Source organism: Arthrobacter sp. E44 (assembly GCF_041877125.1).
Classification (GTDB): Bacteria; Actinomycetota; Actinomycetes; order Actinomycetales; family Micrococcaceae; genus Arthrobacter.
The window spans coordinates 18,889-44,001 of record NZ_JBHDJA010000029.1; the positions used below are offsets into that span (position 1 = coordinate 18,889).

22 protein-coding genes are annotated in these 25,113 nt (G+C 60.6%); 20 read left to right on the forward strand and 2 right to left on the reverse strand.

The features are described from left to right. Positions 1-3: 3 nt before the first annotated feature. Genes ACETK3_RS19210 through ACETK3_RS19235 form a run of 6 tightly spaced genes read left to right on the forward strand, consistent with a single transcriptional unit; the run spans position 4 to position 7,361 of the window. Complete coding sequence (locus ACETK3_RS19210) at positions 4-1,623, forward strand: hypothetical protein (RefSeq protein WP_373993395.1); 1,620 nt, start codon at positions 4-6, stop codon at positions 1,621-1,623. Continuing rightward, positions 1,623-3,206: an ATP/GTP-binding protein gene (locus ACETK3_RS19215; protein ID WP_373993396.1), complete on the forward strand. Its 1,584-nt coding sequence runs from the start codon at positions 1,623-1,625 to the stop codon at positions 3,204-3,206. Before ACETK3_RS19210 ends, ACETK3_RS19215 begins: the two co-directional genes overlap by 1 nt. 10 nt (positions 3,207-3,216) lie before the next feature. Next, positions 3,217-5,040, forward strand: a complete 1,824-nt coding sequence (locus ACETK3_RS19220) for a type IV secretory system conjugative DNA transfer family protein (RefSeq protein WP_373993397.1) — start codon at positions 3,217-3,219, stop codon at positions 5,038-5,040. Beyond that, positions 5,037-5,705, forward strand: coding sequence for a DUF4913 domain-containing protein (locus ACETK3_RS19225; protein ID WP_373993398.1), 669 nt, complete (start codon positions 5,037-5,039; stop codon positions 5,703-5,705). Before ACETK3_RS19220 ends, ACETK3_RS19225 begins: the two co-directional genes overlap by 4 nt. Then, on the forward strand, positions 5,698-6,780 hold the full coding sequence (locus tag ACETK3_RS19230) for a peptidoglycan DD-metalloendopeptidase family protein (protein WP_373993399.1): 1,083 nt from the start codon (positions 5,698-5,700) through the stop codon (positions 6,778-6,780). Before ACETK3_RS19225 ends, ACETK3_RS19230 begins: the two co-directional genes overlap by 8 nt. Continuing rightward, the gene (locus ACETK3_RS19235) at positions 6,777-7,361 is read left to right on the forward strand and encodes a hypothetical protein (protein ID WP_373993400.1); all 585 of its coding nucleotides are present in this window, start codon (positions 6,777-6,779) and stop codon (positions 7,359-7,361) included. The genes ACETK3_RS19230 and ACETK3_RS19235 overlap by 4 nt, the downstream gene beginning before the upstream one ends. Before the next feature lie 119 nt (positions 7,362-7,480). On the opposite strand, the gene ACETK3_RS19240 is transcribed toward ACETK3_RS19235, so the two are convergent. Further along, a complete protein-coding gene (locus ACETK3_RS19240; protein ID WP_373993401.1) occupies positions 7,481-8,239 on the reverse strand; it encodes a hypothetical protein in 759 nt (252 codons plus the stop codon). Positions 8,240-8,971: 732 nt separating this feature from the next. On the opposite strand from ACETK3_RS19240, the gene ACETK3_RS19245 reads away from it, so the two are divergent. From ACETK3_RS19245 to msuE, 14 genes are all read left to right on the forward strand, one after another. Then, entirely contained in the window at positions 8,972-9,601 is a 630-nt protein-coding gene (locus ACETK3_RS19245) for a hypothetical protein (protein ID WP_373993402.1), read from the forward strand. 12 nt (positions 9,602-9,613) lie between these two features. Next, a complete protein-coding gene (locus ACETK3_RS19250) occupies positions 9,614-11,143 on the forward strand; it encodes an AMP-binding protein (RefSeq protein WP_373993403.1) in 1,530 nt (509 codons plus the stop codon). Further along, a complete protein-coding gene (locus ACETK3_RS19255; RefSeq protein ID WP_373993404.1) occupies positions 11,140-11,412 on the forward strand; it encodes an acyl carrier protein in 273 nt (90 codons plus the stop codon). The genes ACETK3_RS19250 and ACETK3_RS19255 overlap by 4 nt, the downstream gene beginning before the upstream one ends. Next, positions 11,409-12,881 carry a class I adenylate-forming enzyme family protein gene (locus ACETK3_RS19260; protein ID WP_373993405.1) on the forward strand — a complete coding sequence of 491 codons (1,473 nt, stop codon included), beginning with the start codon at positions 11,409-11,411 and terminating at the stop codon, positions 12,879-12,881. Before ACETK3_RS19255 ends, ACETK3_RS19260 begins: the two co-directional genes overlap by 4 nt. After that, positions 12,878-14,134, forward strand: coding sequence for a type III PLP-dependent enzyme (locus ACETK3_RS19265; protein WP_373993406.1), 1,257 nt, complete (start codon positions 12,878-12,880; stop codon positions 14,132-14,134). Before ACETK3_RS19260 ends, ACETK3_RS19265 begins: the two co-directional genes overlap by 4 nt. Positions 14,135-14,148: 14 nt before the next feature. After that, entirely contained in the window at positions 14,149-14,403 is a 255-nt protein-coding gene (locus ACETK3_RS19270) for a phosphopantetheine-binding protein (protein ID WP_373993407.1), read from the forward strand. Further along, positions 14,400-15,596, forward strand: coding sequence for an acyl-CoA dehydrogenase family protein (locus tag ACETK3_RS19275; RefSeq protein WP_373993408.1), 1,197 nt, complete (start codon positions 14,400-14,402; stop codon positions 15,594-15,596). The genes ACETK3_RS19270 and ACETK3_RS19275 overlap by 4 nt, the downstream gene beginning before the upstream one ends. 20 nt (positions 15,597-15,616) lie before the next feature. After that, the gene (locus tag ACETK3_RS19280; RefSeq protein ID WP_373993418.1) at positions 15,617-16,333 is read left to right on the forward strand and encodes a 4'-phosphopantetheinyl transferase superfamily protein; all 717 of its coding nucleotides are present in this window, start codon (positions 15,617-15,619) and stop codon (positions 16,331-16,333) included. Between the two features lie 67 nt (positions 16,334-16,400). Beyond that, on the forward strand, positions 16,401-17,183 hold the full coding sequence (locus tag ACETK3_RS19285; RefSeq protein ID WP_373993409.1) for an enoyl-CoA hydratase-related protein: 783 nt from the start codon (positions 16,401-16,403) through the stop codon (positions 17,181-17,183). A gap of 92 nt (positions 17,184-17,275) precedes the next feature. After that, positions 17,276-18,289 (forward strand): NAD-dependent epimerase/dehydratase family protein, encoded by a 1,014-nt coding sequence (locus tag ACETK3_RS19290; protein ID WP_373993410.1) that lies wholly within the window; start codon positions 17,276-17,278, stop codon positions 18,287-18,289. 45 nt (positions 18,290-18,334) lie between these two features. Next, entirely contained in the window at positions 18,335-19,579 is a 1,245-nt protein-coding gene (locus ACETK3_RS19295) for a DegT/DnrJ/EryC1/StrS family aminotransferase (protein ID WP_373993411.1), read from the forward strand. Further along, on the forward strand, positions 19,576-20,943 hold the full coding sequence (locus tag ACETK3_RS19300; protein ID WP_373993412.1) for a serine hydrolase domain-containing protein: 1,368 nt from the start codon (positions 19,576-19,578) through the stop codon (positions 20,941-20,943). Before ACETK3_RS19295 ends, ACETK3_RS19300 begins: the two co-directional genes overlap by 4 nt. Before the next feature lie 29 nt (positions 20,944-20,972). Next, positions 20,973-22,391 (forward strand): MFS transporter, encoded by a 1,419-nt coding sequence (locus tag ACETK3_RS19305; RefSeq protein WP_373993413.1) that lies wholly within the window; start codon positions 20,973-20,975, stop codon positions 22,389-22,391. Continuing rightward, positions 22,367-23,017, forward strand: coding sequence for an FMN reductase (gene msuE / locus ACETK3_RS19310; RefSeq protein WP_373993414.1), 651 nt, complete (start codon positions 22,367-22,369; stop codon positions 23,015-23,017). The genes ACETK3_RS19305 and msuE overlap by 25 nt, the downstream gene beginning before the upstream one ends. 95 nt (positions 23,018-23,112) lie before the next feature. On the opposite strand, the gene ACETK3_RS19315 is transcribed toward msuE, so the two are convergent. Continuing rightward, a complete protein-coding gene (locus tag ACETK3_RS19315; RefSeq protein WP_373993415.1) occupies positions 23,113-24,435 on the reverse strand; it encodes an ISL3 family transposase in 1,323 nt (440 codons plus the stop codon). Between the last annotated feature and the right edge of the window lie 678 nt (positions 24,436-25,113).

The window sequence follows — 25,113 nt, forward strand, 5'->3', positions numbered from 1 at the left end:
ACGATGGCGACACGATTCATTGGTGGGGAATCGGGGCACCGGAGTTTCTTTGGTGGCATTAAATCCAAGACCCAGCTGGTTGGTTTGGCCGGGTGCGTATTTGTCGGCTTCTTCGGCATGATGTTCACTGGCTGGCCGGGCCTGATAGTTGGCGTGCTTTCCGGCGTGGTCGTGTACCTGGTGACGGCCTCGACGCACCGCGGGTCATATTGGGAGCGGCGCAAGCGCCGAGCGCGCTGGAAGGAACGTCAGAAGGCCGGCACTGACCGGTTCATCCCTTACAGCGCAGCTGCTTGGGAAGAGGCCAGCGCTCTGGCGGACTTGGCCACGAGCAAAGAGGAAAAGGCCAGGATCATGGCCGCTGTCCGGTCCCGTCCTGACGGGGCCGACGGGATGGGCTGGCTTGATGCCCGTACCGGAAAGCCCGGGATTGCCTGGCATGCCCCGATCGGTGAGGACCCGTATCTGTCAGTGGCGTTCGAAGTTTCCGGGCAGCTGCGTGGAGCCGAATCCCAGCGCAAGCAGGATCAGGCCCAGAGTGGCTTTGGTTCGATGCTGGCGGGGTTCGCCCCGGCATCGAAACTCGTCAGCGGAGTCCAGTCCATCACGCGTGTCCTTCCTCCCGATCTGGCCCTGAATGAGGCCTGGGTTGAGGATCATCTGGCCGCAGATGCGCACCCTAAAGCTGTTCGCTCTTACCAGGAGGTTCTTGAGCGGACTGGTCGGGATACGTTCGTGCAGCGTCACCTCGTTGTCGGGCGGTGGCCGTTGACTCCGGATTTCTATGCCACTGCCGCCCGGTACGGGGCGGGCAGGGACGGGTGGCGGCTGTTGATGGCCGCTGAGATCTCTTCCCTTGCCCGCTCGTTGCGTGCTGCGAAGCTGGGGCAGGTACGGCCGTTGACCGCCCGCGCGGTGGTGGCCATGATGCTGCACCAGCAGAATCCGTCGCGGCCGCCGTTGATGGTTTCGGGCGTCAAGGCTGATCAGATGGGCCTTCCGTCGCAGGACCAGTGGAACTCCACATGGGTCAAAGGAACCAATCCGATTACCGGTGAAGAGGTCGTATGGGGTCACCGGACGGCCATGATCAGCGCCGAGAACATGGAGACGGGGGAACGGACCCCGTACTGGCTGCTGTCGTTGCTTCACAATGCGGGCTCCGGGGCACGGACGTTGAGCTTTCAGCTGGAAACTGTCCCAGCTGAGCAGGCACGTCAGTTGGCGTCAAAGGACGTTGTGCGGGACATGGCCGCGGTGATCGCTAAACAGAAGAAGGGCCAGCTGGTCGATCCGGCAACGGATGTGAACCTGAAGTCCGCAAGGGCACGCGGTGCTGACTTGATGCCGGGGACCGGCCAGCACGGCGTGAACTGGGTTGGCTTCATCACCATTTCCGCCCAGACGCAGGCAGGCCTGACAGAGGCCGCCCGCCGCCTGGAAGAGACGGCGGGAACGTCGGCCGGGATCCAGAAACTTGAGTGGCTGGACACCTACCAATCCGCGGCCGCCGGGACCACGTGGCCCATCTACAGGGGCACCCGCCCGGCGACACCGACGCTTGGAGCCAAGATGATGAACCAGCTTGCAGGACGTGGCGAGAAGGAAGAGAAGGTGGCCTAATGGGCGCGGTCGAAGAACTTAGCAAGGAAGCCATCACCGAACCCCGCGAGCTGGGATTTCCCCTGATTCCGGAAGCGGAACAGAAGGTCATCATCGATGATCCGGACGCGAAGGGCTCATGGATCCAGAGGGTGCCGATCGTGGGCGGCATCGTCAGGACGTTTTCCGCCCCGGTCATCGAAGAGGCTCGACTTCTGGAGTCGGGGGAGTGGCCTCCGTACACGGAGCAGGGCACCCGGTTAAGGGTGAACGAGCGTAAGGCCAAGAACGGGTTTTATGCTCCTGCGTTCCAGGGCGCTCCGACGACAACGCGGCAAGCGGAAATCCTCAACACGGCCCTGATCGCGGCACCTACGGGTGTTGAAGGAGTCGCTGCAGGCAGGGACGTGCTCTCGCAGACGGCCATCAGCAAGGACCCGTTCACCGATTACAACTCCACTCCGCGCCGGATCACCTCAACGAATGTCCTGGTTGTCGGAGACGTGGGAGCCGGTAAGTCCGCGTACACCAAAACGGTGTACGTGATCCGTCCGTTGATCCTGCGGCACCGCCGGGCAGTGGTCTTCGATAAGAAGACCGAAAAGGGCGAGGGTGAGTATTCATCCATCGTGCGGGAATTCGAAGGTGACCACATCAGGTTCCGCATGGACGGTGACGGGGTCATTTTCAACATCATGGACCCTGCCATTTCGGGCGTGAATGATGATGGGTTGAACAACCAGCTCGTCTACCTGAACACCATTCCGGCCCTGATCCGGGAGGGAAACGGCCCGGATGAATGGGAGCGGAAAGCGCTGCGCCTGGGCTACCGGACCATGATGCGGAACTTCGAGGGGTCAAGGACCCCAACCACCGCCGATCTGCACGATCTTCTTGGCGTCATCGACCCGACCGACGCCAGCCTGGCCGGCATGAGCGCCGCGACACTCGAACGGCTCCACGAAGCGGGGATCTCGATGAGGTTCTGCTTCAATGAGCTGCTGGAAACATATGGGTCGATCTTCGACGGCGAGACCTCCAAGGACGTCCGCCTCAATAAGACGCTGACTTCGTTCGATATTTCCCAGTTGCCGGATACCGGACCGGCCATTCCCATGGTGATGGGCTTGGCAAACCTGTGGCTGCTGGGCACGGTTCGCCGCCCCGAATATCGGGGCATCCGGACCAACGTGATCAACGAAGAGGCCGGCCACATCCTGGGCGGTCCGCTGGCCGTTCAGCAGCGATCCAACATCAAGCTTTCCCGTGGCCTGGGCCTGTCGAACATCTACAACATCCACAAAGGCGCTACTGACGTCCCGGCGGGATCCCCGGGCATGGCAGTGATCGAAGAGGCACAGACGGTGCACATCTTCCGGCAGGACAAGCCAGAGGCTGCCCAGTGGTGCGTCAGGACGTTCGGTCTGAACCCGGAATCAGCGAACGACATCATGGTCCTTCGCAATGGCCACCACCTCCTCAAATCCGGTGCCGACGCACCTGAGGTGGAAATTGAGCACGTCCGCTCCGCCTGGGAAGTGGAGATGACTGACACCGACTCGGCACTGCGAGAAACCGATTCCGCTTACGCGGACGTGGCTTGAGGGGAAGACCATGACCGAGAACGTCACCATAGAAAAACACAACCCGTCCGGATCGACGGTCAAGAAGACCGAACGGGAACTGATTGTCCTGGCCATCCTGTCCGCAGGGCTGTGGCACGTTGCCCTGGTCTGGACGACGGGCCTGCCCTTCTCTAATTGGCTGGCTACCTGGAAAGCGCTGATTGGCTCGCTGATCGGGCTGATAGCACCGGACAGGGCTACCTCTCCGGTTGCGGTGAACGGTCACCCCGCCGACCAGTGGGGCTGGCCGCTTACCGTCTGGATCATCCTCGTGGTGCTGCTCATCGCGTCCTACATCGGGGCCTTATTCGGGCTCAAAGCGCTCCGTGCCCGCCGCAAGAAGGCCAAGACGGGGGAGCGGGGCATGAGCACCGCCAAGGGCATCAAGACGCGCATCGAGGGAGCGGAAGGCTCGTCCCTCGCACCTGCCGTCTACGTCCTTGACGGTAAGGAGATCGCCATCCGGCTGGAAGACACCGCCTGCACGGTTGCCCCGCCCAAGTGGGGAAAGACCACGTACATGGTCGCCGGCATGGTCGCTGACGCTATCGGCGCTGTGATCACCACCAGCACGCGGCCGGACGTGCTGCGCCTCACGGTGGGTGTGCGGAAGGACCTGGGCAAGGTCTACGTCGCTGACTTTGACGGGCTGAGCCAGTACCCGGACAAGCTCCGCTGGGACATGGTTGCCGGCTGCGGTGACCCGCAGATCGCCTCCGAGCGGGCCTCGGCCATGGTGAACGCCATGCCCCGGACCGGTGCCCCGTCCTCGGCCGACCGGTACTTCGACTCCGGTTGCGTGATGATCCTCGAAGCACTGCTGCACGCCGCCGCCCTGAAGGAGGGCGGCTCGATGCGGGACGTGCTCCGCTGGACACAGAACTTCTCCGAGCACGAACCGGCGAACATCCTCCGGGCCAAGTCCCCGACGGTGAAGACCTGGGCGGGAAACCTTGATGAATGGTGCCGGCAGAACAACCCCGACACGATCGGCAACACCAAAACCACTCTCGGCAAGATCACCGGACCGATGAAGAACGAGAACGTTCTCACCATGCTGTGCGCCACGGCAGATGACCCGGGCATCAACATCAACACCTTCACCGACGCACCGAACACCCTGTACTGCCTCACCCGCGTCTCAATGAACGCTTCCACGGCCCCAATTGTCACGGCCCTGGTTGAATCGCTCGTTCAGGCGGCCATCCGTAAATCCGGCGCCATGGCATCCGGAAAACTGGACGTGCCCTTGTCTGTAATCCTGGATGAGGCGGCGAACACCTGCGCCCTTCCGTCGCTGCCTTCCCTGATGAGCGAGGGCGGTGGCAACGGCATTCACACCTCCGTGTTCGTCCAGACGTACTCCCAGCTGGTGAACCGGTGGGGCGAAGAAGGCGCGGAAACGATCTTCGACTCCGCGGCCGCCAAGACAATTTTCGGTGGCATCTCCGACGTGAAGTTCCTGACGAAGATTTCCGATCTGATCGGCCGGCACTGGGTGGAGCACACCTCCACGTCATCTTCGACCGGCAAGGACGGCGTCCCCTCGGTGAACATTTCCAAGTCCAAGCAGCTTGATCAGAAGATGCGCGTCGATGAGATCCGCAAACTTCCCCAGGGCCAGGTCCTGCTGATGTACCGCGAGATTGAAGCCGTGGTCAATGTCGTTCCGTGGTGGGAGCGGCCTGACAGCGCAAAGTTCAAGGCCTCTCGTGTGTGGTGCCTGGAGAAGGAAGGCATCTCGGCCGAGAGCGCCGCGCAGGCGGCAGCGGCCGAGACGGCCGCTGAAGCGAATCTGGCGGCCGCCTCATGAGCGAGGATCCGATTCCCGAAGAGGACAGCATGCCCGATGAAGCGTGGCTGCCTCCTGAGGACGCTGCTGCGGCCCCGGCAGGCGTTGATGCCAGGACCGGTGAACTGACCAACGACGCACCCGGCGTAGAGGCCATTCCAGACCTGCTGGACCGGATGGACAGTGTAGAAGAGCTGGCCGCGAGTTTGTTCGAGGAACTGACGAGCTACCCTTCCGGCGGACCGTGGTTCTGGGAAGAGCTGAACCCGGAACAGCGCAAGGAACTGTGGGCCGAACTGGACGGCTTTGTGGTCTGGTTGCAGAACAGGATCCTGCGGCACTGGTCCAATTCCGCCGGCTGGATCCCCGCCTGCTGGTACCGCCACCCTGACGCCGTAGAGATGCTGACGGCACTGATGGTGGCGCATAAAGCGGCCTACCGGGCCAAGTCCAAGAAGCCCAGCTTCGAACTCAGCGAATGGTTCAGCCGGGCGCTGTGGCCGACGATGGAGACCTTCACGCAGCGCCTGACCTTCAAGAACTGCATGGACAACCAGGGGCACTACGACGCCACCGGTTCCGGTCTTGAGCTGGCGGCTGAGAGCCCCGATTTCGCGGCCTTCGTAGACGAGGAAACCGCCGAATCAGCTCCCGAGAGCGCCGAAACGGTGTCTGCTGATGCGTAAAGTCGGCCTGTTCCTTCTCCTTCCGGTCCTGATCGTCCTGGGCCTGGTCGGCGTCGCCCTGATCTCTGTCGGCGGCAACGGCGGCTCTCAGGCACAGGCGGCCGTGTGCGTCAGCGTCAACGGGACAACCTTCAGCGAGAAGGAAGTCCCCAACGGTTGGGGTCCCCTCGTCTCTAAGGCCGCCGGTGTCGCCGGCGTCCCGGCGCCCGTCCTTGCCGCGCAGCTGGAGGCCGAAAGTGGCTGGAACCCTAAGGTGACCTCCCCGGTTGGGGCCGCTGGCCTTGCACAGTTCATGCCCGGCACCTGGGCGAGCTACGGCGAGGGCGGCGACGTGACCAACCCTGCCCACGCGATCGCCGCGCAGGGCCGGTACATGGGCGCACTGGTCAAGCAACTGCTGCCGGTGTCCAAGAGCACCGGCCAGGACATCATCAAACTGGCGTTGGCAGGCTACAACGCCGGCCCCGGCGCGGTGCAGTCCTCCAACGGGATCCCGCCATACGCGGAGACCCGCGCGTACGTTGACAAGATCATGGGCTCGGCCCAGACGAAGTACGGCAATTCGTGCCCGGCCAGCGGCGTTGAAATCGGGGCTCTGACAGGCAAATGGTCCAACCCGCTGCCCGGGTCCACTTTCACGTCCGGCTACGGCCCGCGGCCCACACCTCCGGGGACGCAGGTCATCGGCGGGAACTTCCACTACGGCATCGACTTCTCCACCCCCGGCGCGGCCGGCACCGTCGTGGCCGTGATGGACATGAAAATCGTCGTTGCACACGAAATGCAAAGCAGCAGCGGGACTTGGGTGGCTGGAGTGAGCCTGGATGGCAAACTCACGGCCACGTTCTCCCATATGGAGGCCGGGTCCTTGCGCGTCAAAGAAGGTGACACCGTTTCCGCCGGCACTCCGCTGGGCACGGAGGGTGCCACCGGTAACGTCACCGGCCGGCATCTGCACTTCGAAATGTACGCAGGGGCCCCTGTGGATCCCCGGCTGGGCGCCGTGGATCCGAAGCTGGGCGAAGTGAAACCCATTGACCCGACACCCATTCTGAAAGGCAAGGGCGTTCTATGAGGCTCCCCAAGACACTGGCCGTCATTGTTCTGGCAGTCGCGCTGCCACTGACCGCCTGCGGGCAGGGCAGCGGCGGACAGCCTGCCGCTTCCGAGTCCGCCACGGCAACACCAAAACCGGCGGCAATGGACGTCACAGTGAAGCAGCTGCTCGAGGTGGACCGGACGCGCCCGGACAAAGTAGCTGCTGCCTTCGCGGAGCTCATCACGCGCTGGGACGTCGCGAAGGACAAGACAGAGACGGCGGCCGCGGTCCGTGCCCGGCCTCTGATGACCCCGGAGCTTGCCAAGCGGACGGTGGAACCGGAGCGCAACTCATCACAGGCGTTGTGGTTGGAGCTGGGGCCTCTGGGTGCGTTCTCCGAGCCGACCATCGGCCCGGGCGTACCGATTGACGGGGACGAAGGGACGGACACGGAAGATGTGGCGTACCGGAACTTCGCCGCAACCTGGACGTGGCGGGACGCGGACGGCAAGCACCTGAAAGCGGACCAGCGGAAGCGAAACATCTTCCTCGTAATGACCCGCAGCAACGGTGCCTGGTCGGTCTCCGACTACGTCACCGAAGACCTCCCCGCCTAACGAGAAGGAACCGGGCATGACGCAGCGCCCATAGTCTCGGAGGGCCGGCAACCCTCCCACCTTCTGCCGGCCCTTCGTTCCTCTCCCGTCACAGGGAGGGATAGGGACCATCGTCCCGGTTATCGCTGATAGCCGGGACGGTGGTCTTTTTGCTGCTTCGGGGGCGTTGTCTCGGCGCGGTTCTCCGCGGCGGCCGCGCGCTGCTGACGCAGCTGCTCCAGCGCCGCCCTGACCTTCTGAGACCCTTCGGGTTTCATGATGGTCTCCGCTGCCTGGGTAATGGCCTCTTCCGTGCGTGGCCGCCCTGGCGCACCAGGCTGGCGTGACTGCTTCAGGTAGGCGTTCGCGGCCGCCACAAGACGGCGGGGCTCGTTGGTGGCCACGGCAAGTGTCACCTCCTGCTCAACGTTCTTCCCAGCCGCTCCGGCGATGCGCCGTATCCGGGCCAGGGCTTCGCTTTCGGAGCCGTCAAACACTACACTGGTGGCAGAAGCAACAGCGGGCCCTCTGCCCCGGCTAAGGCCGGATTCATGGGAGACAGTCTGCTGGACCCCCGGACTTGGCTGCGGCAGATGGGGGTTGCTTCGTTTAACGGACACGTCCGCTCCGTCCACGTGCAGCACCGTTGAGATGCCCTGCAGGGGTTCGAACCATTGCTTGTCCCCGACGGCCAGGTTCCGTCTGAAAGCCCACACGCTCAGGTCAGCCGCCCACAATAAGGGTTCCTTGCCCGGGGAGGTGTGGTGGACATGAACGTGACGGTCCACGCTGCCAGCAGCCCTTAGCTGCTTGATCACGTGCGCGTCATCGGCATCCCCGCCAGGGTGGACCCGTGCGTTTCGGGACTCGACCACCAGCAGGCGCACGGCGGAGCTCATCGACGCGGAAGCGACCGCGTTTATCGGCGCCGGCCCGTTCGAACGCACCGATGAGCGCGCGACGCATCGCAACGGGGACACACTGGTCTGACCAGTTGGCGCAGGGTCACGGCCCAGCCGGTCGAGCTTCCTTCTCCGAACGCACCCTGGCCGGCCTCGAGTCCGCCCGCAGACGGCACGGTTCCGCCCTTTGAGCACGGTGGTAACACTGCAGCAAAGCTCCACATCAAAACCGAGGGAGGCCTCTCCGCGCATGGAAGACGCAACTCCGGGGATGTAGGGATTCGTCCGGAGTTCATCTTAAACCCGTGACATTAACTCCAACTCACGTTAGTTTCTTTGTACGGACGCAAAGACTGCTGAATATGACGGCGTTCGAAACGTACTATGTGCATGCTCCATGGGGGGGGAAGTATGGACTATGAAAATTCATTGTTCCCAGGCATCGGCCTGATCGACGCGGACGTCATGGATTGTATTTCGGGCAATATCGCTGTCCTCTTGACGCAGGCCGGAGTTGACGACGTAAGAACGCCTTTCGCACATGCTTGGGCGTTTCGACTCGTCGGAGACGAGACTGGCGGATTATCGGTCGAGCTTCCCGCGAAAACGCTAAACGAGTCCTTATCTCATTTCACAGGGCGTCGTCTGCGATGGCGGGACATCCGGGGTGCCGCAGACTCGGTAAATGAGTGGCGAGACCTCACCGCCCAGGGACAAGGCGTCCTCGTCGTGGGTGACGCGTATGACTTGCCGTGGGTTCCGTACTTCGGCCACGAGCACATGCAACACGGTTTTGTCGTGGTCGGGGTCGAAGGCAGCACACTCCGAGTCGTCGACCCCTACGACAACGTCACACGGTGGGGCCGCGCTGTACCGGTGACTGTTCGTGTGGGTCTTCACGAGGTTGAGCGGGCACTTACCGCCGGGTCATGGGCCACCCTCGAGGAGGTGGGTAGAAGGCGCGATGTCAGCGTTGCTGACATAGTCGCACGTAACTGCAAAGTAATGAGCTCCGACGCGACGGCTGACAACGTCCGCCGTTTCCTCACGAGTTACGACGAACTGACGAGGGAAAGCTTGCAGAATCTTACTCTTCAGACATGGCTGCTGACACGAGACAGAGAGTTACATTCCCGTTGGCTGTTTGACGTCGCGAACGTATATCCGCCCGCTGATGATCTTGCCAGAGTCCTTGCTGATCAGGTCGTACCTCAGTGGAAGAAAGCACAGGAGCTGAGCTACATAGCCCTGCGGCGAGCAGAGGGCGGCAAATCGGTGCCCAATGTCCAAGAGGAGCTTCGCATCGTCCTGCGCAACGAGATCCACCTTGCCAAAAACTCAGCCGTCTCAAGAGTCTGAAAGGTTACTTCCGTGACGATCTACGAACGCTTTCTTCAGCGCGCCCTGAAGTCGCCCGACGCGAACGCCTGCGTGGCGCCAGACGGGACAAGAATGTCATACCGAGAGCTCGCTTCGGCCGCGTCGCTCCTCGCGCAACAAATAGCCGACCTTGGTGTTAGACCTCGACGAATTGCCATCAACAGCCGGAAGCGCACTGAGACGCTCGTAGGCTTTTTGGCATGCTTGCACCTGGGAGTGCCCTATGTTCCCCTCGACCCCGGGGCTCCTGCCGCACGGAGAGCGTTTATATTGTCCGACGCGCAATGCGACCTCATCCTCGAGACCGACGGAGGTAAAGTCGGGTCTCCGCAGACAGAAGGCCCTAGGACCTTTGGGGTGGACGTCACCTCGATGAGAAAAGACAGCCATCAGGGGTGTACACCGCGAGCTATTCAGGGGCATGAGGAAGCGTTCGTCCTCTACACTTCTGGCTCGACGGGCTCCCCCAAAGGTGTTGCGATCACCCACGATAACGTCGAGGCCTTCGTGAACTGGGCGGCAGTGGCATTTCCGGTGTCAGTCGACGACCGGATTGCCGTGCACGCACCACTCCATTTTGATCTGCCCGTATTCGACCTCTTCGTGGGGTTGAGCGCCGGGGCCGAAGTACATCTGATCTCGGAGAAGATCACACTCTTCCCTCAAGCTCTAGCGAACTTTCTGCGCGAGCGCCAGGTGACGCATCTTTACGCAGTACCAACTGCCCTCTCTGCGCTCGTCCGAAAGTCGGATCTCAAGGCTGGTGGCCTACCAACAATGCGCAGAATTCTGTTCGCTGGTGAAGAGTTCCCCGCTAATCCATTAAGAGAGCTCATGAAAGCGGTGCCTGTTTCCTCGTATGCCAACCTGTACGGGCCAATCGAGACGAACGTCGTGACGAGCTACGAGGTACGAGCCTTGCCTGAAGAAGGTTCGCGTGTTCCCATCGGTGTGCCTGCGTCTCATGTTGTGCTCGCCCTCCTTACCGACGAAGGCGACCTGTCTTTCGAGGGTGCAGCGTGCGGAGAAATCCTCGTGAAGGGACCGAGTGTGTCCCCGGGTTACATCAATCGCCCTGATCTAACCCGGACGTCTTGTTTCGACGCCGACGGGGAAACGTATTATCGCACGGGTGATCTCGCCGAGAGAGATTTGGAAGGTGTCTTCCGCTTGCAAGGCAGGAAGGACGGCCTAGTCAAGACGCGTGGGTTCCGCGTAGAACTCGGCGAAGTGGAGGCTGCGCTATCGACGCATCCAGGCGTAGACGCTGCTGCCGTTTTGGCGGTCCCCCATCCCGAGCTAACTAACGAGTTACACGCGGTAGTCACGTTGCGGAGCAGTTGCTCAAGCGAAGTGTTCCTAGCCCAAGGGGCCGCGCACTGCGCCAAGCAGCTCCCTCATTACATGGTGCCTGCTCATTTCCACGTCGTTGACTCCATGCCCACGACGAGTAGTGGAAAAACAGCTAAGCGTGAGTTGCTCAGTACTTTGCCACTGACGGAGATGGGTGCCCTACGATGAACGATCCTGATCCAATCAACGTTGGAGAAGTGACGTTGACAACAGTGTCAAGCGTTCTTGGGCTGGACCCCACACATGTGGCGGAGGCTACTGCACTCATCGAGCTTCCCGGTTTCGACTCGATCGCCATCATGGCAATCCTGGATCGAATTGAGGACAACACCGGTATAGAGCTGCCCGGCGAGTTAATCGTCCCTGACACCTTTGAGTCTCTCGACAGACTCATCGATGCCTTCACTGACGCGGGAGCAAGGCGGCGCGAGGTATGACCGCCCGGTACCTGCACGACATCCTCGACGGAGCCGCAGACTTCGTTCCATCGAATGATGCCGTTGTACACGATGGTGTGAGCTGGACCTACAGCCAGCTGCAGAGCTTGTCGCAGACCTACGCCGCATGGTTGATGCAGCGCGGGGTCGTCCGCGGAGATCGGGTCCTGGTCCTTTCTCGGAACGAGAAGGAGGCGGTGGCGCTGATTTACGCGACGTCGCGTCTCGGCGCCGTCTACGTTGTGCTGAGTCAGGACATTCGCTCGTTCCATTTAGAGCACATCTTGAAAGACAGCGCGCCAGCCTTGGTCGTATGTTCACGAGAGGTCGTCCGTGATGTCTCAATGCTTGCTTCGGGGAAGGTCCACGCGTGGGATGAACTGCCGACCATCGATGACTACGGAGTGTGCCCTCGCATCGACGGCGCATCCACCGATCTCGTGAGCCTCATCTACACGTCCGGAACAACTGCCATGCCCAAGGCTGTAGCGTCGACTCACGCCCAGGTTCTGTTCGCTTCGACTGCCATCAGCGAGCGATTAGAGTATCGGCCCACGGATAGAGTCTTTTGCTGTCTTCCTCTCTCATTCGACTATGGGCTCTACCAAGTGTTCCTAAGCGCACTCGCTGGTGCATGCCTCGTGCTCGGTGACAGCAGTCACGCCGGCCCGAAGTTACTCTCGGCTCTCGAGACGGAGAAGATCTCCGTGCTGCCTGCCGTTCCCGGACTCGCGCAGACCCTGAGCCGGCTCGCTCGACGTGCTGGCCGGATGCCCCCGCGCCTAAGGCTAATCACCAACACTGGGGCGGCTTTGCCTCCTGCCGTGAGTGGTGCTCTCAGGAGCCTGAGTCCGAACTTGAACGTCGTGGGGATGTACGGGCTCACAGAATGTAAGCGGGTGTCGATCGAAACACCCAACTCCGACCTCGATCGGCCCGGGTCCGTAGGGCTTCCCCTCACTGGAACGGAAGTCCTCATACTCGACGAGGACCACCGCGCTCTTCCCCGTGGCCATACAGGTCAGATCGCGGTACGAGGACCGAACGTCATGGCAGGTTACTGGAACGCGCCTGATCTCACCGAGAAAAAGTTTCTCCGGGACGACCTAGGGTGCACCACGCTCCTCACAGGGGACATCGGTCGTCTTGATGAACACGGACGTCTTTACTTCGTCGGTCGCCACGACGACATCTACAAACAGGATGGGTTTCGAGTCAGTTCCGTTGAAATCGAAGGGGCTGCCATGCACGTCGAGGGCATCGATGAAGTCGCTGTACTCAAGCCCAACGATGTTCGAGAGGCAACCCTCGTCTACACCGGCGACCTCGACGTTGACGAAGTGCGGCGAGAGCTTATGAAGCGGATTGAGGGCCAGAAGATCCCGAAAAAGATTTACCGCCGCGGTCCGCTCCCGCACGGGGTGAACGGCAAGATCGACAAGCAGGTGTTGGAGGATCAGCTGTCATGAAGGAAATCGCAGAGCAGTACGGGACTCCCGCTTTCGTGTACGACCTTGGGGTCGTCCAAGAAGCTCACATGGATCTTCGCAGGGCATTGCCCTCTCCAACGTCGTTGTACTACTCCCTGAAAGCCAATCCGCATCCAGAGGTAGTGGCCTTTCTTCATGCTTTGGGTTGTCGATCCGAGGTCAGTTCCATCGGAGAAGTTACGGCTGCCATCAATGCAGGAGTCCCTGCCGACGAGATCCTGCTTACCGGGCCTGGTAAGTCTGCAGAGATGCTGAGGGATGCCATCGGTCAGGGGGTCAGGCGATTTTCAGTGGAGTCCGCCGACGAACTAAGCCGGATCGACGATGTCTCCGGTGATGCCGGCATCACCACTGATTGTCTCGTCCGCGTCAATGCGGACATCTCCGTACCCGGAGCCGGGTTGAACATGACTGGCACAGCGAGCCAATTCGGGATCGACTACAGCAAGATCGTGAGTTCGCCCGAGGCCTTCAGTGACCTGCCCAACGCCCGCGTTATAGGGCTGCATCTATACATGGGTACGAACCTCTCGGACACAGATTCCCTCCTCGCTCAGTTCGCGGTCGGCTTGGACATCGCGAGCAGCCTCATGCCTACCATGCCTCACATCCGCGAGATCGATCTGGGCGGTGGGTTCGGAGCTCCCTACGGCAAGGAGGGAACGAGGCCGACGTTCCCCGGGTTGGCCACTGCCCTCGAGGATCTGCTGGACGACAAGCTTCCGGGTTGGCGTGAAGGCCACCCCGAAGTGACCTTCGAGTCAGGGCGATACCTCGTTGGGGAGTGCGGGACCATCCTGAGCCGCGTGGTAGATCAGAAGACATCGAAGGGAACCGTCTTCACCATCTTAGATACGGGAGTACATCACTTCGGTGGCATGTCGGGCCTTCGGCGAATCCCAAACATTTCACCACAGCTAACAAGGGTTGGAACCGACGTCGAGGTGCCCTTCGGCCACGACACCACCGTTGAAACGACCCTCGTCGGCCCTCTCTGCACACCTTTGGACGTCTTGGGGAGGGGATCCCCTTTGCCCAGGTTGCGGAGTGGGGACCTGGTCATGATTCCCAACGCAGGTGCGTATGGCCCGACCGCCAGCCTTATTGGGTTCCTCGGTCATCCCGCGCCCGTGGAGGTGATCCTACGCGACGGTCGAGTTCATAGCGCTTCGCGTCTCACGATCATGCGTGAGACGCGGAAACCGAGTCCCACGCGTGGGCACACCAATTGATACAGGAGGAACAAATGGACAACGACCGCTTTGACGAGGTACTCCGCGGGCACCTGAACAGTGGAGGATCGACACCAATCGACCCGGATGCACCTCTCAAAGATCTCGGGCTGACTTCCATGGAGGCAGTCGAGCTCCTGTTCGATCTCGAAGATGAGTTCGGGGTCGAACTTCCAGATGAAGCCATGACGGACGAGACGTTCTCCACTCGTCGTTCCCTTTTCAGCAAGCTCGAGCAAGTGCATGCAACCAAAAGTGCCCAATCATGAGCGCCGTCACTGGGTGGGTCTCCGGAAAGGTCACGGTGGAGGGCCTTAACAACCGCTTGGCCGAAGTGTTACCGATCGTGCATGACGAAGCAGCACCGGCAGACGAGTCAGCTTCTTTCCCGGTTGCCTCTCTGGACGCAATCAGGAAAAGCGGCCTCATGGGCTTGTTGATCCCCACCCAGTACGGGGGCCTTGGTGGCGGCTTGGAGGACATGGCGCATGTTGCTGCAGAACTTGCCGGGGCATGCATGTCTACCGCGATGATCTGGGCCATGCACTGCCAACAAGTCGCGGCCATGGTGGAACACGGCACGAGCTCTCTGAAAAACATTGCACTTCCCGCGATTGCGCGAGGCGAGATATATGTGGCGTCGGTTACCAGCGAAAAGAAGAAAGGCGGTCATCTGCTCACGGCGGATGCGCCTCTGACGGCCGAGCACGGACAACTCTTCATTGACCGAGACGCCCCCATAGTCACAGGCGGGGCCTTTGCTGATGCTTTTCTGGTCACCATGCGCGACCAGATCGATGCTAGGCCGGACCGAGTCTCCCTTGTTTATGTGCATCGCGAGGACCTCGAACTCGTTGCCGGAGAAGGGAACTGGAACCCGATGGGGATGAGAGCAACGGATAGCGTTCCGCTTCGACTCCGTGGTGCACTCGACGAAGACCGACTTATAGGCGGCAGAGGAGAATTCCACACTGTCGCCGTGTCGACCTTCATTCCCACGGGTCACGTGGCCTGGTCGGCCTGTTGGATTGGGGGCGCCCGTGCAGCCCTGAGGTCCGTGTTGCAGTTGCTCAGGGATCCGAAGACGCGAGGCCAGTTCGACCTGTCCTCGGATCTCCTCCGTGACCGTCTGGCTCGCGTTCGACTGGAGCTGGACGCCATGAGCGGACTTCTAGCCCAAGTGATACGCGATAGCCAGTCCGCTGGAGACCTCTCGGAAGTCCCGATTCAGCTGCGGCTCAACGGCTTAAAAATCTTTACCGCAGAACGGTCGAAGCAAGTAGTGGACATCCTTATTGAGATCGCCGGCCTCCGATTCGGGTACATGCGTGATTCGCCTCTTCCGCTTGAGCGTCTCTATCGGGATCTCCGATCGGCGAGCCTAAATTACGCGAACGACCGGCTTTTGAGTGCGAACGGTGCCATGGCGCTGGTGGATCGCAACGTCACCTTGGCGTTCTAATGACGGAGGGAGAGGGGCTCATGATTGCACGCCGAACCCAGTCGCTGGGCACGTTCACCGAGGTGGCCGAGCGCGTTTACGTCGCCCTGGCCGTGACTGACGATGCGATAGATACTCTGCCCGTCACGCCGGCACTTCTAAGATCAGCCGTCGGTTTACCCAAGTGGCGGGCCAAAGAACACGTTGCTGTTCGGGCGCTTCTGGCGATTCTCCTGAGACAAGCGCTGAACGTCCCGCGCATTGACGCCGAAGTAAGGCAGCACCCGAGCGGGCAGCCGTACCTAGTTAGGCGCCCGGACATCTGCATCAGTCTGTCGCATTCAAACGGGTACGTTGCTGCCGCGGTCGCTCCCGGTCGCCGGGTCGGTGTGGACGTCCAAGTGGCCGTGTCCCCGAGCCGTCGATTGCTTGACCGGTGTTGCGGCGAGGAGAGCCCGGCTATCGATGCTCTCGACTCTCACGAGAGAGCGCGCAGATTCGCGAGGGTGTGGGCCGCTCAAGAAGCCTGTTCGAAGGTTGAGAGTAAGGGCTTGTCCGGACGCCCGTGGACAATATCAGTGCCATCGCTCGAAGATCGGGGAGAGTGGGCGAGAATCCGGTGGCTTCAGCTCCGAGGGGTCGATAGTGATGTCGCTGTTTCTGCCGCATTCGGTACAGACCATGCTCCGATGGATGTACCGACGAGCGCGGACATGACGGACGGGGGTGCCCGCCTTTATGGACGGACAATCCTGTGAGAGCGACATGCCGGTAAGGCTGGGCATCAATGGTCCACTTCGCCGGCGGGCCTGGACAACCCTGACGGTGAAGGAAACCGCCTTCCATTCGCAAACGATCTCGATCAAAGGGTCCGGGGCAGGCAACGTTCTAGGAGGCGCTTTCTGGGACGAGTTCGGTGAGGTCCTCTCTCTCATCGTTGAGGAAGGACGGGCCAGTGCGGTTGTGCTTCGAGGGGAGGGGGCGGCTTTCTCCCATGGCCTTGACCTACGGTGGTACCTGACACGCCTTCGTCGAGCGGCACGGAGAGGCGCATCTGCTACTTCAATGGCCGGTGACATCGATAAGTTGCAGGCGGCAGTGAACCTCTTAGCCGACTGCCCCTTGCCTACTGTTGCAGTGATCGATGGAGACTGTGTCGGAGCCGCACTCGAGCTCGTTACGGCCTGCGACATCCGCTATGCGACTCAGCGTAGTTGGTTCGCCATGCCCGAAGCTGACCTCGGCCTGGTCGCCGACCTTGGGGGTCTTCAGCGCCTTCCAAAGCTGATTGGGGAAGGGCACGTCCGAGAGATAGTGCTCAGCGGGGGCCGCTTCAGTGCCGCACATGCAGAGAGGATTGGGCTCGTGAATAGCAGTTACGCGCATTTCGCCGAACTTCAGCAGCAGGTCGACAGGTTCCTTAAGAGCATCGACGAGAAACCCAGGACTGTCATTGCTGCCATCAAGGAGACGTTGAGTGCGTCCGCTAGAGGTTCAATAAGCGACGGCCTCCGTTTCGTTCGGGAGTGGAACGTCGTCAACTTTGAAAATGTGTCTGTCCAACGACGGGTGCGGGCTCGACTTACCGACAGCTCGGCAAACACATGACCGGGATAGGTGCTCGTGTAGGCGACATATTGGCAAAACCAACACAACAACCAGCTTCATATGTACAAATGCTTCCAGGGGAGGAGCCCACTATGAACATGCAGGAACTCAAGCAGCAACGGGGCCGGACGGTTGTCACCGGCGGGCTCGGCTTCGTCGGACGAAACATGGTGGACCATCTGAAGTCCGAGGGGCACCAAGTCGTCGTACTCGACATGGTGGATCCCGGCTTGGTCGCGCTGTCCGATGACGTACTGTACCGTCAAGCGGACCTTCGGGAGCCTAAACAGGTGGAAGCCGCCCTTGGAGACGCTGACACGGTCTTCCACATTGCAGGCAACTCAAGCGGAAGCCGCTCCGTGGAGGACCCGCTCTTCGACTTCAACACAAACGCCGTCGCCACTGCCAACGTGTGTGCGGCGGCGTGCAAAACTGGAGTTAGCAGGCTCGTCTACCTGTCGTCGGCTATGGTGTACGGTCGTCCCAAATCCGTACCCATGCCGGAATCCCATGCCACAAAGCCGTTCCTGCCGTATGGGGCCTCGAAACTCTCTGGTGAGCACATCGTTCACTCGTTCCATGAAACGTACGGACTGAACACGGTCATCGGGCGCGCATTCACGCTGTACGGTCCGGGCGAGAACCCGAAGATTGCCGGAGGCGAGGTCTCCCAATACCTGCGGTGGCACCTCAACGGACAACCGATCCACGCAGCTGGCGACATCGACAAAAAAACGCGAGACTTCACGCATGTCGGCGACCTAGCACGCGCTTTAGAACTCCTCAGTCTCCGCGGAGAGCCCGGTGGCGTTTACAACCTCGGAACGGGGATCGAGACAAGCTTGCGTACCCTCCTAACCATCATTTCCGGAGTGACGGGCCGAGATGTCGAGCTGAAGGAGGACACATCCATAACAGAGGACACCTACCGGCATGTCGCCGACGTTGCTCGAGTTCGCGCTTTGGGATACGAACCGCGCATGACCCTCACCGCCGGAGTGTCGCTGCTCGTCGACTTTTTAGGCTCAAGCCCTGAGCTGCCGACGATGCCGACGATCTTCAAGCCTGAGCAAAAATTTTTGGAACTTGCAGAGAGGGTGAGCTGACGGATGCCCGATTACCGAGTTTCACAGTACGGCCAGGGTAGCGGAGTGCAAAGTGAGGACATCGAGGCCATGATGGCTGTTTTACAGTCCGATCGCCACCTGTCGGACGGGACAAACGTAACAGCGTTTGAGCAAGCTTTCGCGGACTACGTCGGCTCACCACACGCTGTAGCGGTGTCGAGCTGCACAATGGCTCTTGAGCTTGCAGTCCGCAGCCTCGAACTTCGCCCAGAGGACGAGGTAATAACCACACCATTAACTTTCCAAGCGACCGCAGCACCCCTCTTGGACACGCCGGCCGTCGTGAAATTTGCTGATATTTCCGAATCCACGTTGTGTCTCGACCCACGCAGCGTCGTCGATAACATCACCGAACGAACCCGGGCTGTCATAACGACCCACTACGGCGGTTTGTGCGGCGGGCTCGAGGAGCTATCTCGAATCACGCGAGAGCGAGGCATCTTCCTAATCGAGGACTGCGCACATGCACTTGGCGCAAAGGTCGCCGGGCACAGCGCCGGAACCTGGGGAGACATCGGTTGTTGGAGTTTCCATTCGCTCAAGAACATCTCGACCCTCGGGCAAGGAGGGATGCTGACGTTCCGCAATCCTTCGCTGGACTCTCGGTTCAGGGCCGCGAGGAGCATCAACCCCGACGCGAGGTTCTCGCTTCGCGAGGAGCCTTATTCCTTTGATCACTTTGGGCGCGCGACCCTTCCTCGTCCAGAGACACACGAGAAGAATGCCTACACGCACGACTGTGAAGAGGTGATTCGGGGCGGATTGAACGCCCAAATGAGTGACCCCGCCGCTGCCGTAGGCCGATCGCAGTTGAAGCGACTCGATAGCCTCGTCGAAAAGAGGCGTCGACTAGCGAACCGTTTAGATGAAAAACTCACGAATATCGAGGGCGTTCGAACTGTGCAGCATAAGTCTGACGGTGACGTTCATGCGCACCATCTCTACGCTTTCCTGCTCGACGACATCACCATCGATCGTGATCAGTTGGCACGTGACCTCGAGATGCTGGGGGTGCAAATTGTCCTCCGATACTTCCCTCTGCATCTGCTTCCAGAATGGCGTCTCCATGGGGGACGCATCGGCTTGACACCGATCGCCGAGGACATCTGGTTCCGACGGCTGATGAATCTTCCGCTGTCTCCTCAGCTCACGTTCGAGGATGTCGATTTTATGGCACAAGCCTTGGAAGACGCTCTCATGCTGCAAAGGAGCGAGCCGCTACTGTCCCGAGGCTCTTGCCAGCCCAGAGTTGAGAGCGACGCCCGATGACTTCCGAACAAGACGTTCGCGGCGCCCTACGCCAGTACCGGGAAACGAACGATGTACCGGGAGCAGTTCTCTGCGCCTTCACCTCTGCCGGTGAGATTTTGGCGGTTGGTGACGGAACAACCAGCATTGAATCGCCGGAGCAGCGCATGACTCCTGAGACGGTTTTCAGGATGTACTCAGTGGCCAAGATGATGACGGCGACGATGATTGTCTCCCTTGCGTCGGAGGGGGTACTTGACCTGGACGAACTCAGTGACCGTTACGTCGAGGGCATAAGACGGCGATCCAGCACATGTAGCGACGGGACGACCCTCCGACATCTCCTGAGTCATCAATCCGGCCTACTTCCCGACGCGGTCATCCACGAGGGACTGGGACGAGATCCGGATGGGCTAGCCGCCTCAGTCATACGAGACTATCGGCGGACACCGGTCATCGCACCTCCAGGCCATGTCTACGGCTACAGCAACCTCGGTGTAAGCCTCGCCGGGCTCGCTGCGGAGAGGGTGACAGGCGTTCCGTTCGAGCAACTAATGGCGGAGACAGTCTTTATTCGGTTCGGCATGCTGCGCTCTTTCCATGACCCGGTTATAGCTATGACGTATCCCCTTGCTCAGCATCACATCCGTCAGAACGGACGGCTTCGGGTCGTCCACGATGCTAAGGCCGGCAGCAAGCTTACTCCCTCGTCCTTGTGCTTTACGACTGTCTCGGATCTTGCTCTCTTCGGATCGGTTCACCTACGAACTGCACTTGAGGGGAGCCAGATGTCACCACTCCGACAGATGCATTCACCCCATTCAAGTCCTCGCCTGGACGTGGACATCCAGTACGGTCTCGGAACGTACTTGTATCCTCACCAGGGCGGGTTCCGCCCCTTTGGTCACGAAGGGTTCTACGACGGCATGTGGGTCAAGTTGTTCATTGATCCATCACGCGACTTAGGGGTCGTGTGGATGGACAATCGGGGCGAGGAACTGCGTGAAGAGCGTTATTCGGTGATCGATAAGTTGTTCGACGGACTCGGTCGCTCGAAAGCGCCCGAGGACGACACTGCACAGCGAGAGACACAAGCCCAGGCGCCCAGGATGGCGGGGCAGTATTCCCGTACCGGCGCAGCACCGCTGTCCGTCGTACCGGACGAGGACTGCCTGTTGGTCGCATCCGATGGTCAACAAATGGCACTTGAGGCTTACGGGCGGAACGTCTGGCGAAGCAAATTTGACTGCGAGCCCAGCGGGGCTCCTTGGGGGCCACACTCCGGAACTAAGCGCATATGTCTCGGATCAGGCCCCGGCCCCGACCCCGACGGCCAGGTTTCCGTTGTTCACCTCAACGGTCTTCCGTACAAGCGGACGGCTTAACCAAGCCAGTCACAATAGATTGATAGGTCATGCCACAAAACGAAAAAAGGCTCGGGCGCTCGGGCGTCACCACTCAAGAGCAATTGATAGGTGTGAGCCCGACACGTTCTTACAAGAACACGTGGGCCATCTCGCTGCTTTGTCTCGTGCAATTCATTGATGTTCTAGGTGTGACGAGCGCGACCACCGCTATCCCGGCGATGCTCCGCGGAGTGGGAGCCCCCCAATCAGCCGCCGGGATGGTCGTAACGGCATACGCCATGTTCTTTGGTGCACTGCTCGTCCTCGGCGCTCGGTTGGGCGACAAGCTGGGGCACCGTAAGGTCCTCATCGCGGGTGTGGTCTTATTCGCGACTGTCGCTGTCGTCGGTGCGTTGTCGACAGACGTCTGGCAACTCGTTGCGGCGCGCTCTATCCAAGGAATCGCTGCCGCTATATCAGTGCCAAGCGCGTTGAGCCTCATCCTCCACGCTGCAGGGACAGGGCCGAGACGTTCCACAGCGATTGCCGCTTGGAGCGCTACTGGCGCAGCCGCGGGTGCAGCAGGTTTCATCGTGGGAGGTGTTCTGACACAGGTGTTTGGCTGGCGGGCCGTTTTTTGGATCAACGCCCCGATCGGAGTGCTTCTTCTGGTGGGCCTTGTCACAGTGGTACCTGCACTGCCTCCCCAGAACAAGGCGCAGAAGTTGGATGTGTTGGGCGCGCTCCTCTTGACCGTCGCAGTCATGGCCATAGTGGGCGGTGGTTCCTTCATCGAGACGCCCGAGGCTCGGGTTCATGGCATTATTGCTGTTCTCGTCGGCGTTGGCATCGGCGCCGGATTCTTCGTCCATCAGCGGGCGGCTGATCAACCCTTGATTCCCCCGGATGCCTTCCGCACAGCCTCACTTCGGGCCGGCACCGTGGTGAGTTTTGCCAACACTGCGACCACTAGCTCTGCGACCGTCCTCGCGACCCTGTTCCTGCAAAACGAGCTCGGTGTAACCCCCATCGAAGCCGGGCTGTCATTGCTGTCGTTCAGTCTGGCGGTCATCCTTGGCTCCGTCGCGAGCAAGCCGACCCTTCGAGCCATTGCCGCCAACAGGGCCGCTGGCGTGGGTCTCGGTTTCATCGGTATAGGAAACCTCGTATTAGCCACCACCCAGGGAAACTGGGCCGGGATCATCGCGGGTGCCTCACTTGCGGGGCTGGGCTTAGGCCTGTCTTCAGTGGCGGGTACTGCTCTGGGCACCGATGTGTCTGCCAGTTTGACCGGCAGCGCCTCAGGCATCCTCAATACCGGTGCGCAACTTGGGACGGCCCTGGGCGTAGCCATCCTCGTCCTCGTTGCTTCCCCTAATAACTACGGATTCTTGTCCGCTTTTGCTGTGGCGTGGACACTAGCAGCCTTTGCAGCTCTCGGCACAGCCACTTGGATTATGACGTGGCGACCACCGATCCGATCATGAAGGCAGCAATCACTACCGCCGTGAGCAGCCACCGGGAAGAGGGACGGGACCGTCGGCCGCCAAAACTCCGAGTGGTTACGGTCTCCGGAACGCTTAACTCGCCTTCGAAGACCGACGCGCTCCTGGATGCCATCGTCGATTCTCTCGCGCAGGCTCTACGCATCGAGGTTTGCGCAGTACGAGTGAGCGATCTCGGGCCTCAGTTAGCTGCCGCTCTCACACAGGAAAGTATCGGGGAGCAACTACATAATGCGCTCTCCCAAATCGAAACTGCCGACCTCTTGATCGTGGCCTCACCGGTCTACCGCTCTTCTTACACTGGGCTCTTCAAGCATCTGTTCGACCTGATCGGTCGGCATTCTCTGGTGAACGTCCCCGTGTTCCTGGCCGCGACGGGTGGAAGTGAGAAGCACGCGCTGATACTCGAGCACTCGCTGCGCCCCCTGTTCGGTTGTTTCGAAGCGCTTACACTTCCGATCGGTGTGTATGCGCACGGCGACGACTTCACAGGAGGAAGGGTGACCGGGCCAGACGTGCTAAAACGCATTGACCAGTCAATCTCGCAAAGCGTGCCGTTGATCCTGCTCCGTTCCGAAGAAAGATGGAACGCTGAGCCGGGTCAGTAAACGCTCCCGATTCGTAACGATCCAAAGATACAGCTGGCAATTCTACTCCGTTGGCGAATCCAGTGCAGCTATGGACCTTTTCCGGCCCTTCGTCTTTAAGCGTGGTTGGGTGATTTCTTCCGGTAGGGGCGGTGGCCTCCGGCGGCGAGTAGGGTCCTGATTCTGTAGTTTTTGAAGTTGCGGAAGCCGCGGGCGATTCTGCGGGTGGTTTCGATGACTCCGTTGATCGCCTCGGTTGGCCCGTTGGAGGCGCCGCCGGTATCGAAGTAGGCCGTGATCGCCGCCTTCCAGGCCCTCAGGCTTCGTCCGAGTCTGGCTACTTCGGGGATCGGGCAGGTGGGGAAGCTTGAGAGGACCTCGGTGATGAGCTCCCGTCCTCGTTCGGGCCGGGCATGGTAGACGGCGCGGAGCTTCTGGTATGAGTGCCACGCGATGGTCACTTCGCTGTTCGGGTCGCCGGCCTCGAGCTTCTTCTCGAGCCTGACCACTTGCTTCTCGGTAAGGGACTCGATGCCTTGCTGCAGCGTTCTGCGGATGCCGTAGAGCGGGTCGTTCTGCCGCCCGCGGTGCCCGAGAGTGTCTTGCTGGACCCTGCGGCGGACATCGTCAACCATGCCGGGTCCTAACTTCACGATGTGGAACGCGTCGACCACGGTGATGGCTTCGGGGATTTCGTCGCGGATGGCGTTGGCGTAGCCGCGGAACGGGTCCAAGGTGGCGACTTTGATCCCTTGGGTGAAGGCAGGGCCTTGTGCTTTGAGCCAGTCGCCGTAGGCCTTCCCGGACCGGCCAGGCACGAGGTCCAGGAGCCTTGCGTGGACGTTTCCGTGCTCGTCGCGGGTGTGGTCGATGATGCCGGTGACCATGCCGGTGCCGGGGAACCCGGTGTGCGTCCAGACGTGCTCGTCCACGCCGAGCGCGTCGATGCCGACGAGCCGTTCGCGCCTTCCAATCCGGAGGGTTGCTTCAGCTTCGATGCCCTTCCAGAGCGCCCGCCAGGACACCCCGAGCTGGTGCGCGAGGGCGGAGACCGAGGTGTCGTATTTCTCCAGCGCATCGACGGCCCAACGCACGGCCCGGGCGGTCAGGATCGACCGCTTCCCGGCCAGCGGATGTTCTTCACTGAAGACCTTCCTGGGGCAGTGTTCGTCCGGGCAGCGCCACAGCCTTTTGGCCCAGATAAGACGGGCGGGCCGTCCGAAACACGGGATGTCATGAAGGCGAATACGGCGCCGTCCATGGCCCACGGCCACGACACCACAATCAGGGCAACCATTGAAGGTCTGGTCGGTTTCGACATGGACAATCAGGCCGTTTGCGGCCTCAGCGACGGACGTGACGTGCACGCCGGGAATACCCAAAAGGGCACCGGCACGTTCACACCACCGCCCGCCGGAGCAGGAAGTAAAGTGGGACAAGTCAGGGTCTCTTTTGAAAACGGTTGTTTAGTCGCTACCAATTCAAAGAGACCCTGACTTCTCTCTCCTGCCGCCACGCCGGTGCGGGCCCAAACCGTGAAACTCAGCTGGACCTAACCACGCTTAGAGACGAAGGGCCCCTTTTCCGGAGTCGCAAAGGGGACTCCCATTATCGGTTCCGCAGGACAAGCTTTGCCGCGCGCTAGTTGTACTGGTCCGGGACGTTGGTTACAGGGTGAGTGGGTGAGCGAACACCTCTAGGGAATCACCGTAAGGAATAGCTTTACCATCATTACCGTGGTCGAGGGGCTGAAAAAGATTTTTGCGCCTGATCCTTCACCCGCGCTAGAGAAGAAGATTTGATCTCTGGAATCGTGACTAACAATGCCGCAGAACGGGCAATCGTCCTGAGCGGATTCTGGAGCCTCTGTTGTCATACCCCATGTGTACACGACTGGAACGCGTGCCCGTAAGGCGGTCGTTCACCGGAACGTGTGAAGACGATTTTGGAAATTTTCGAAACCGCATGGTTCCGCAGGCGTTAGATTCCCGTATATCGGGCTCTTCAGAATTGAGAGTGTAATCAGGGCTGCCGCGTGAGATGTCCGGGGCGGGGAGGGTGTTTCGGCTGGGGTGAGGGCCTTGGGCGAGAATCAGGGTATCGACTCCACCGTTTCT

What these genes read in the sequence shown, in the direction of transcription:
- ACETK3_RS19305 (WP_373993413.1), top strand. Translation starts at nt 20,973, where the DNA reads ATGCCACAAAACGAAAAAAGGCTCGGGCGCTCGGGCGTCACCACTCAA.
- ACETK3_RS19220 (WP_373993397.1), top strand. Translation starts at nt 3,217, where the DNA reads ATGACCGAGAACGTCACCATAGAAAAACACAACCCGTCCGGATCGACG.
- ACETK3_RS19230 (WP_373993399.1), top strand. Translation starts at nt 5,698, where the DNA reads ATGCGTAAAGTCGGCCTGTTCCTTCTCCTTCCGGTCCTGATCGTCCTG.
- ACETK3_RS19275 (WP_373993408.1), top strand. Translation starts at nt 14,400, where the DNA reads ATGAGCGCCGTCACTGGGTGGGTCTCCGGAAAGGTCACGGTGGAGGGC.
- ACETK3_RS19300 (WP_373993412.1), top strand. Translation starts at nt 19,576, where the DNA reads ATGACTTCCGAACAAGACGTTCGCGGCGCCCTACGCCAGTACCGGGAA.
- ACETK3_RS19225 (WP_373993398.1), top strand. Translation starts at nt 5,037, where the DNA reads ATGAGCGAGGATCCGATTCCCGAAGAGGACAGCATGCCCGATGAAGCG.
- ACETK3_RS19210 (WP_373993395.1), top strand. Translation starts at nt 4, where the DNA reads ATGGCGACACGATTCATTGGTGGGGAATCGGGGCACCGGAGTTTCTTT.
- ACETK3_RS19255 (WP_373993404.1), top strand. Translation starts at nt 11,140, where the DNA reads ATGAACGATCCTGATCCAATCAACGTTGGAGAAGTGACGTTGACAACA.
- ACETK3_RS19260 (WP_373993405.1), top strand. Translation starts at nt 11,409, where the DNA reads ATGACCGCCCGGTACCTGCACGACATCCTCGACGGAGCCGCAGACTTC.
- ACETK3_RS19280 (WP_373993418.1), top strand. Translation starts at nt 15,617, where the DNA reads ATGATTGCACGCCGAACCCAGTCGCTGGGCACGTTCACCGAGGTGGCC.
- ACETK3_RS19240 (WP_373993401.1), bottom strand. Translation starts at nt 8,239, where the DNA reads ATGAGCTCCGCCGTGCGCCTGCTGGTGGTCGAGTCCCGAAACGCACGG.
- ACETK3_RS19235 (WP_373993400.1), top strand. Translation starts at nt 6,777, where the DNA reads ATGAGGCTCCCCAAGACACTGGCCGTCATTGTTCTGGCAGTCGCGCTG.
- ACETK3_RS19270 (WP_373993407.1), top strand. Translation starts at nt 14,149, where the DNA reads ATGGACAACGACCGCTTTGACGAGGTACTCCGCGGGCACCTGAACAGT.
- ACETK3_RS19290 (WP_373993410.1), top strand. Translation starts at nt 17,276, where the DNA reads ATGAACATGCAGGAACTCAAGCAGCAACGGGGCCGGACGGTTGTCACC.
- ACETK3_RS19215 (WP_373993396.1), top strand. Translation starts at nt 1,623, where the DNA reads ATGGGCGCGGTCGAAGAACTTAGCAAGGAAGCCATCACCGAACCCCGC.
- ACETK3_RS19265 (WP_373993406.1), top strand. Translation starts at nt 12,878, where the DNA reads ATGAAGGAAATCGCAGAGCAGTACGGGACTCCCGCTTTCGTGTACGAC.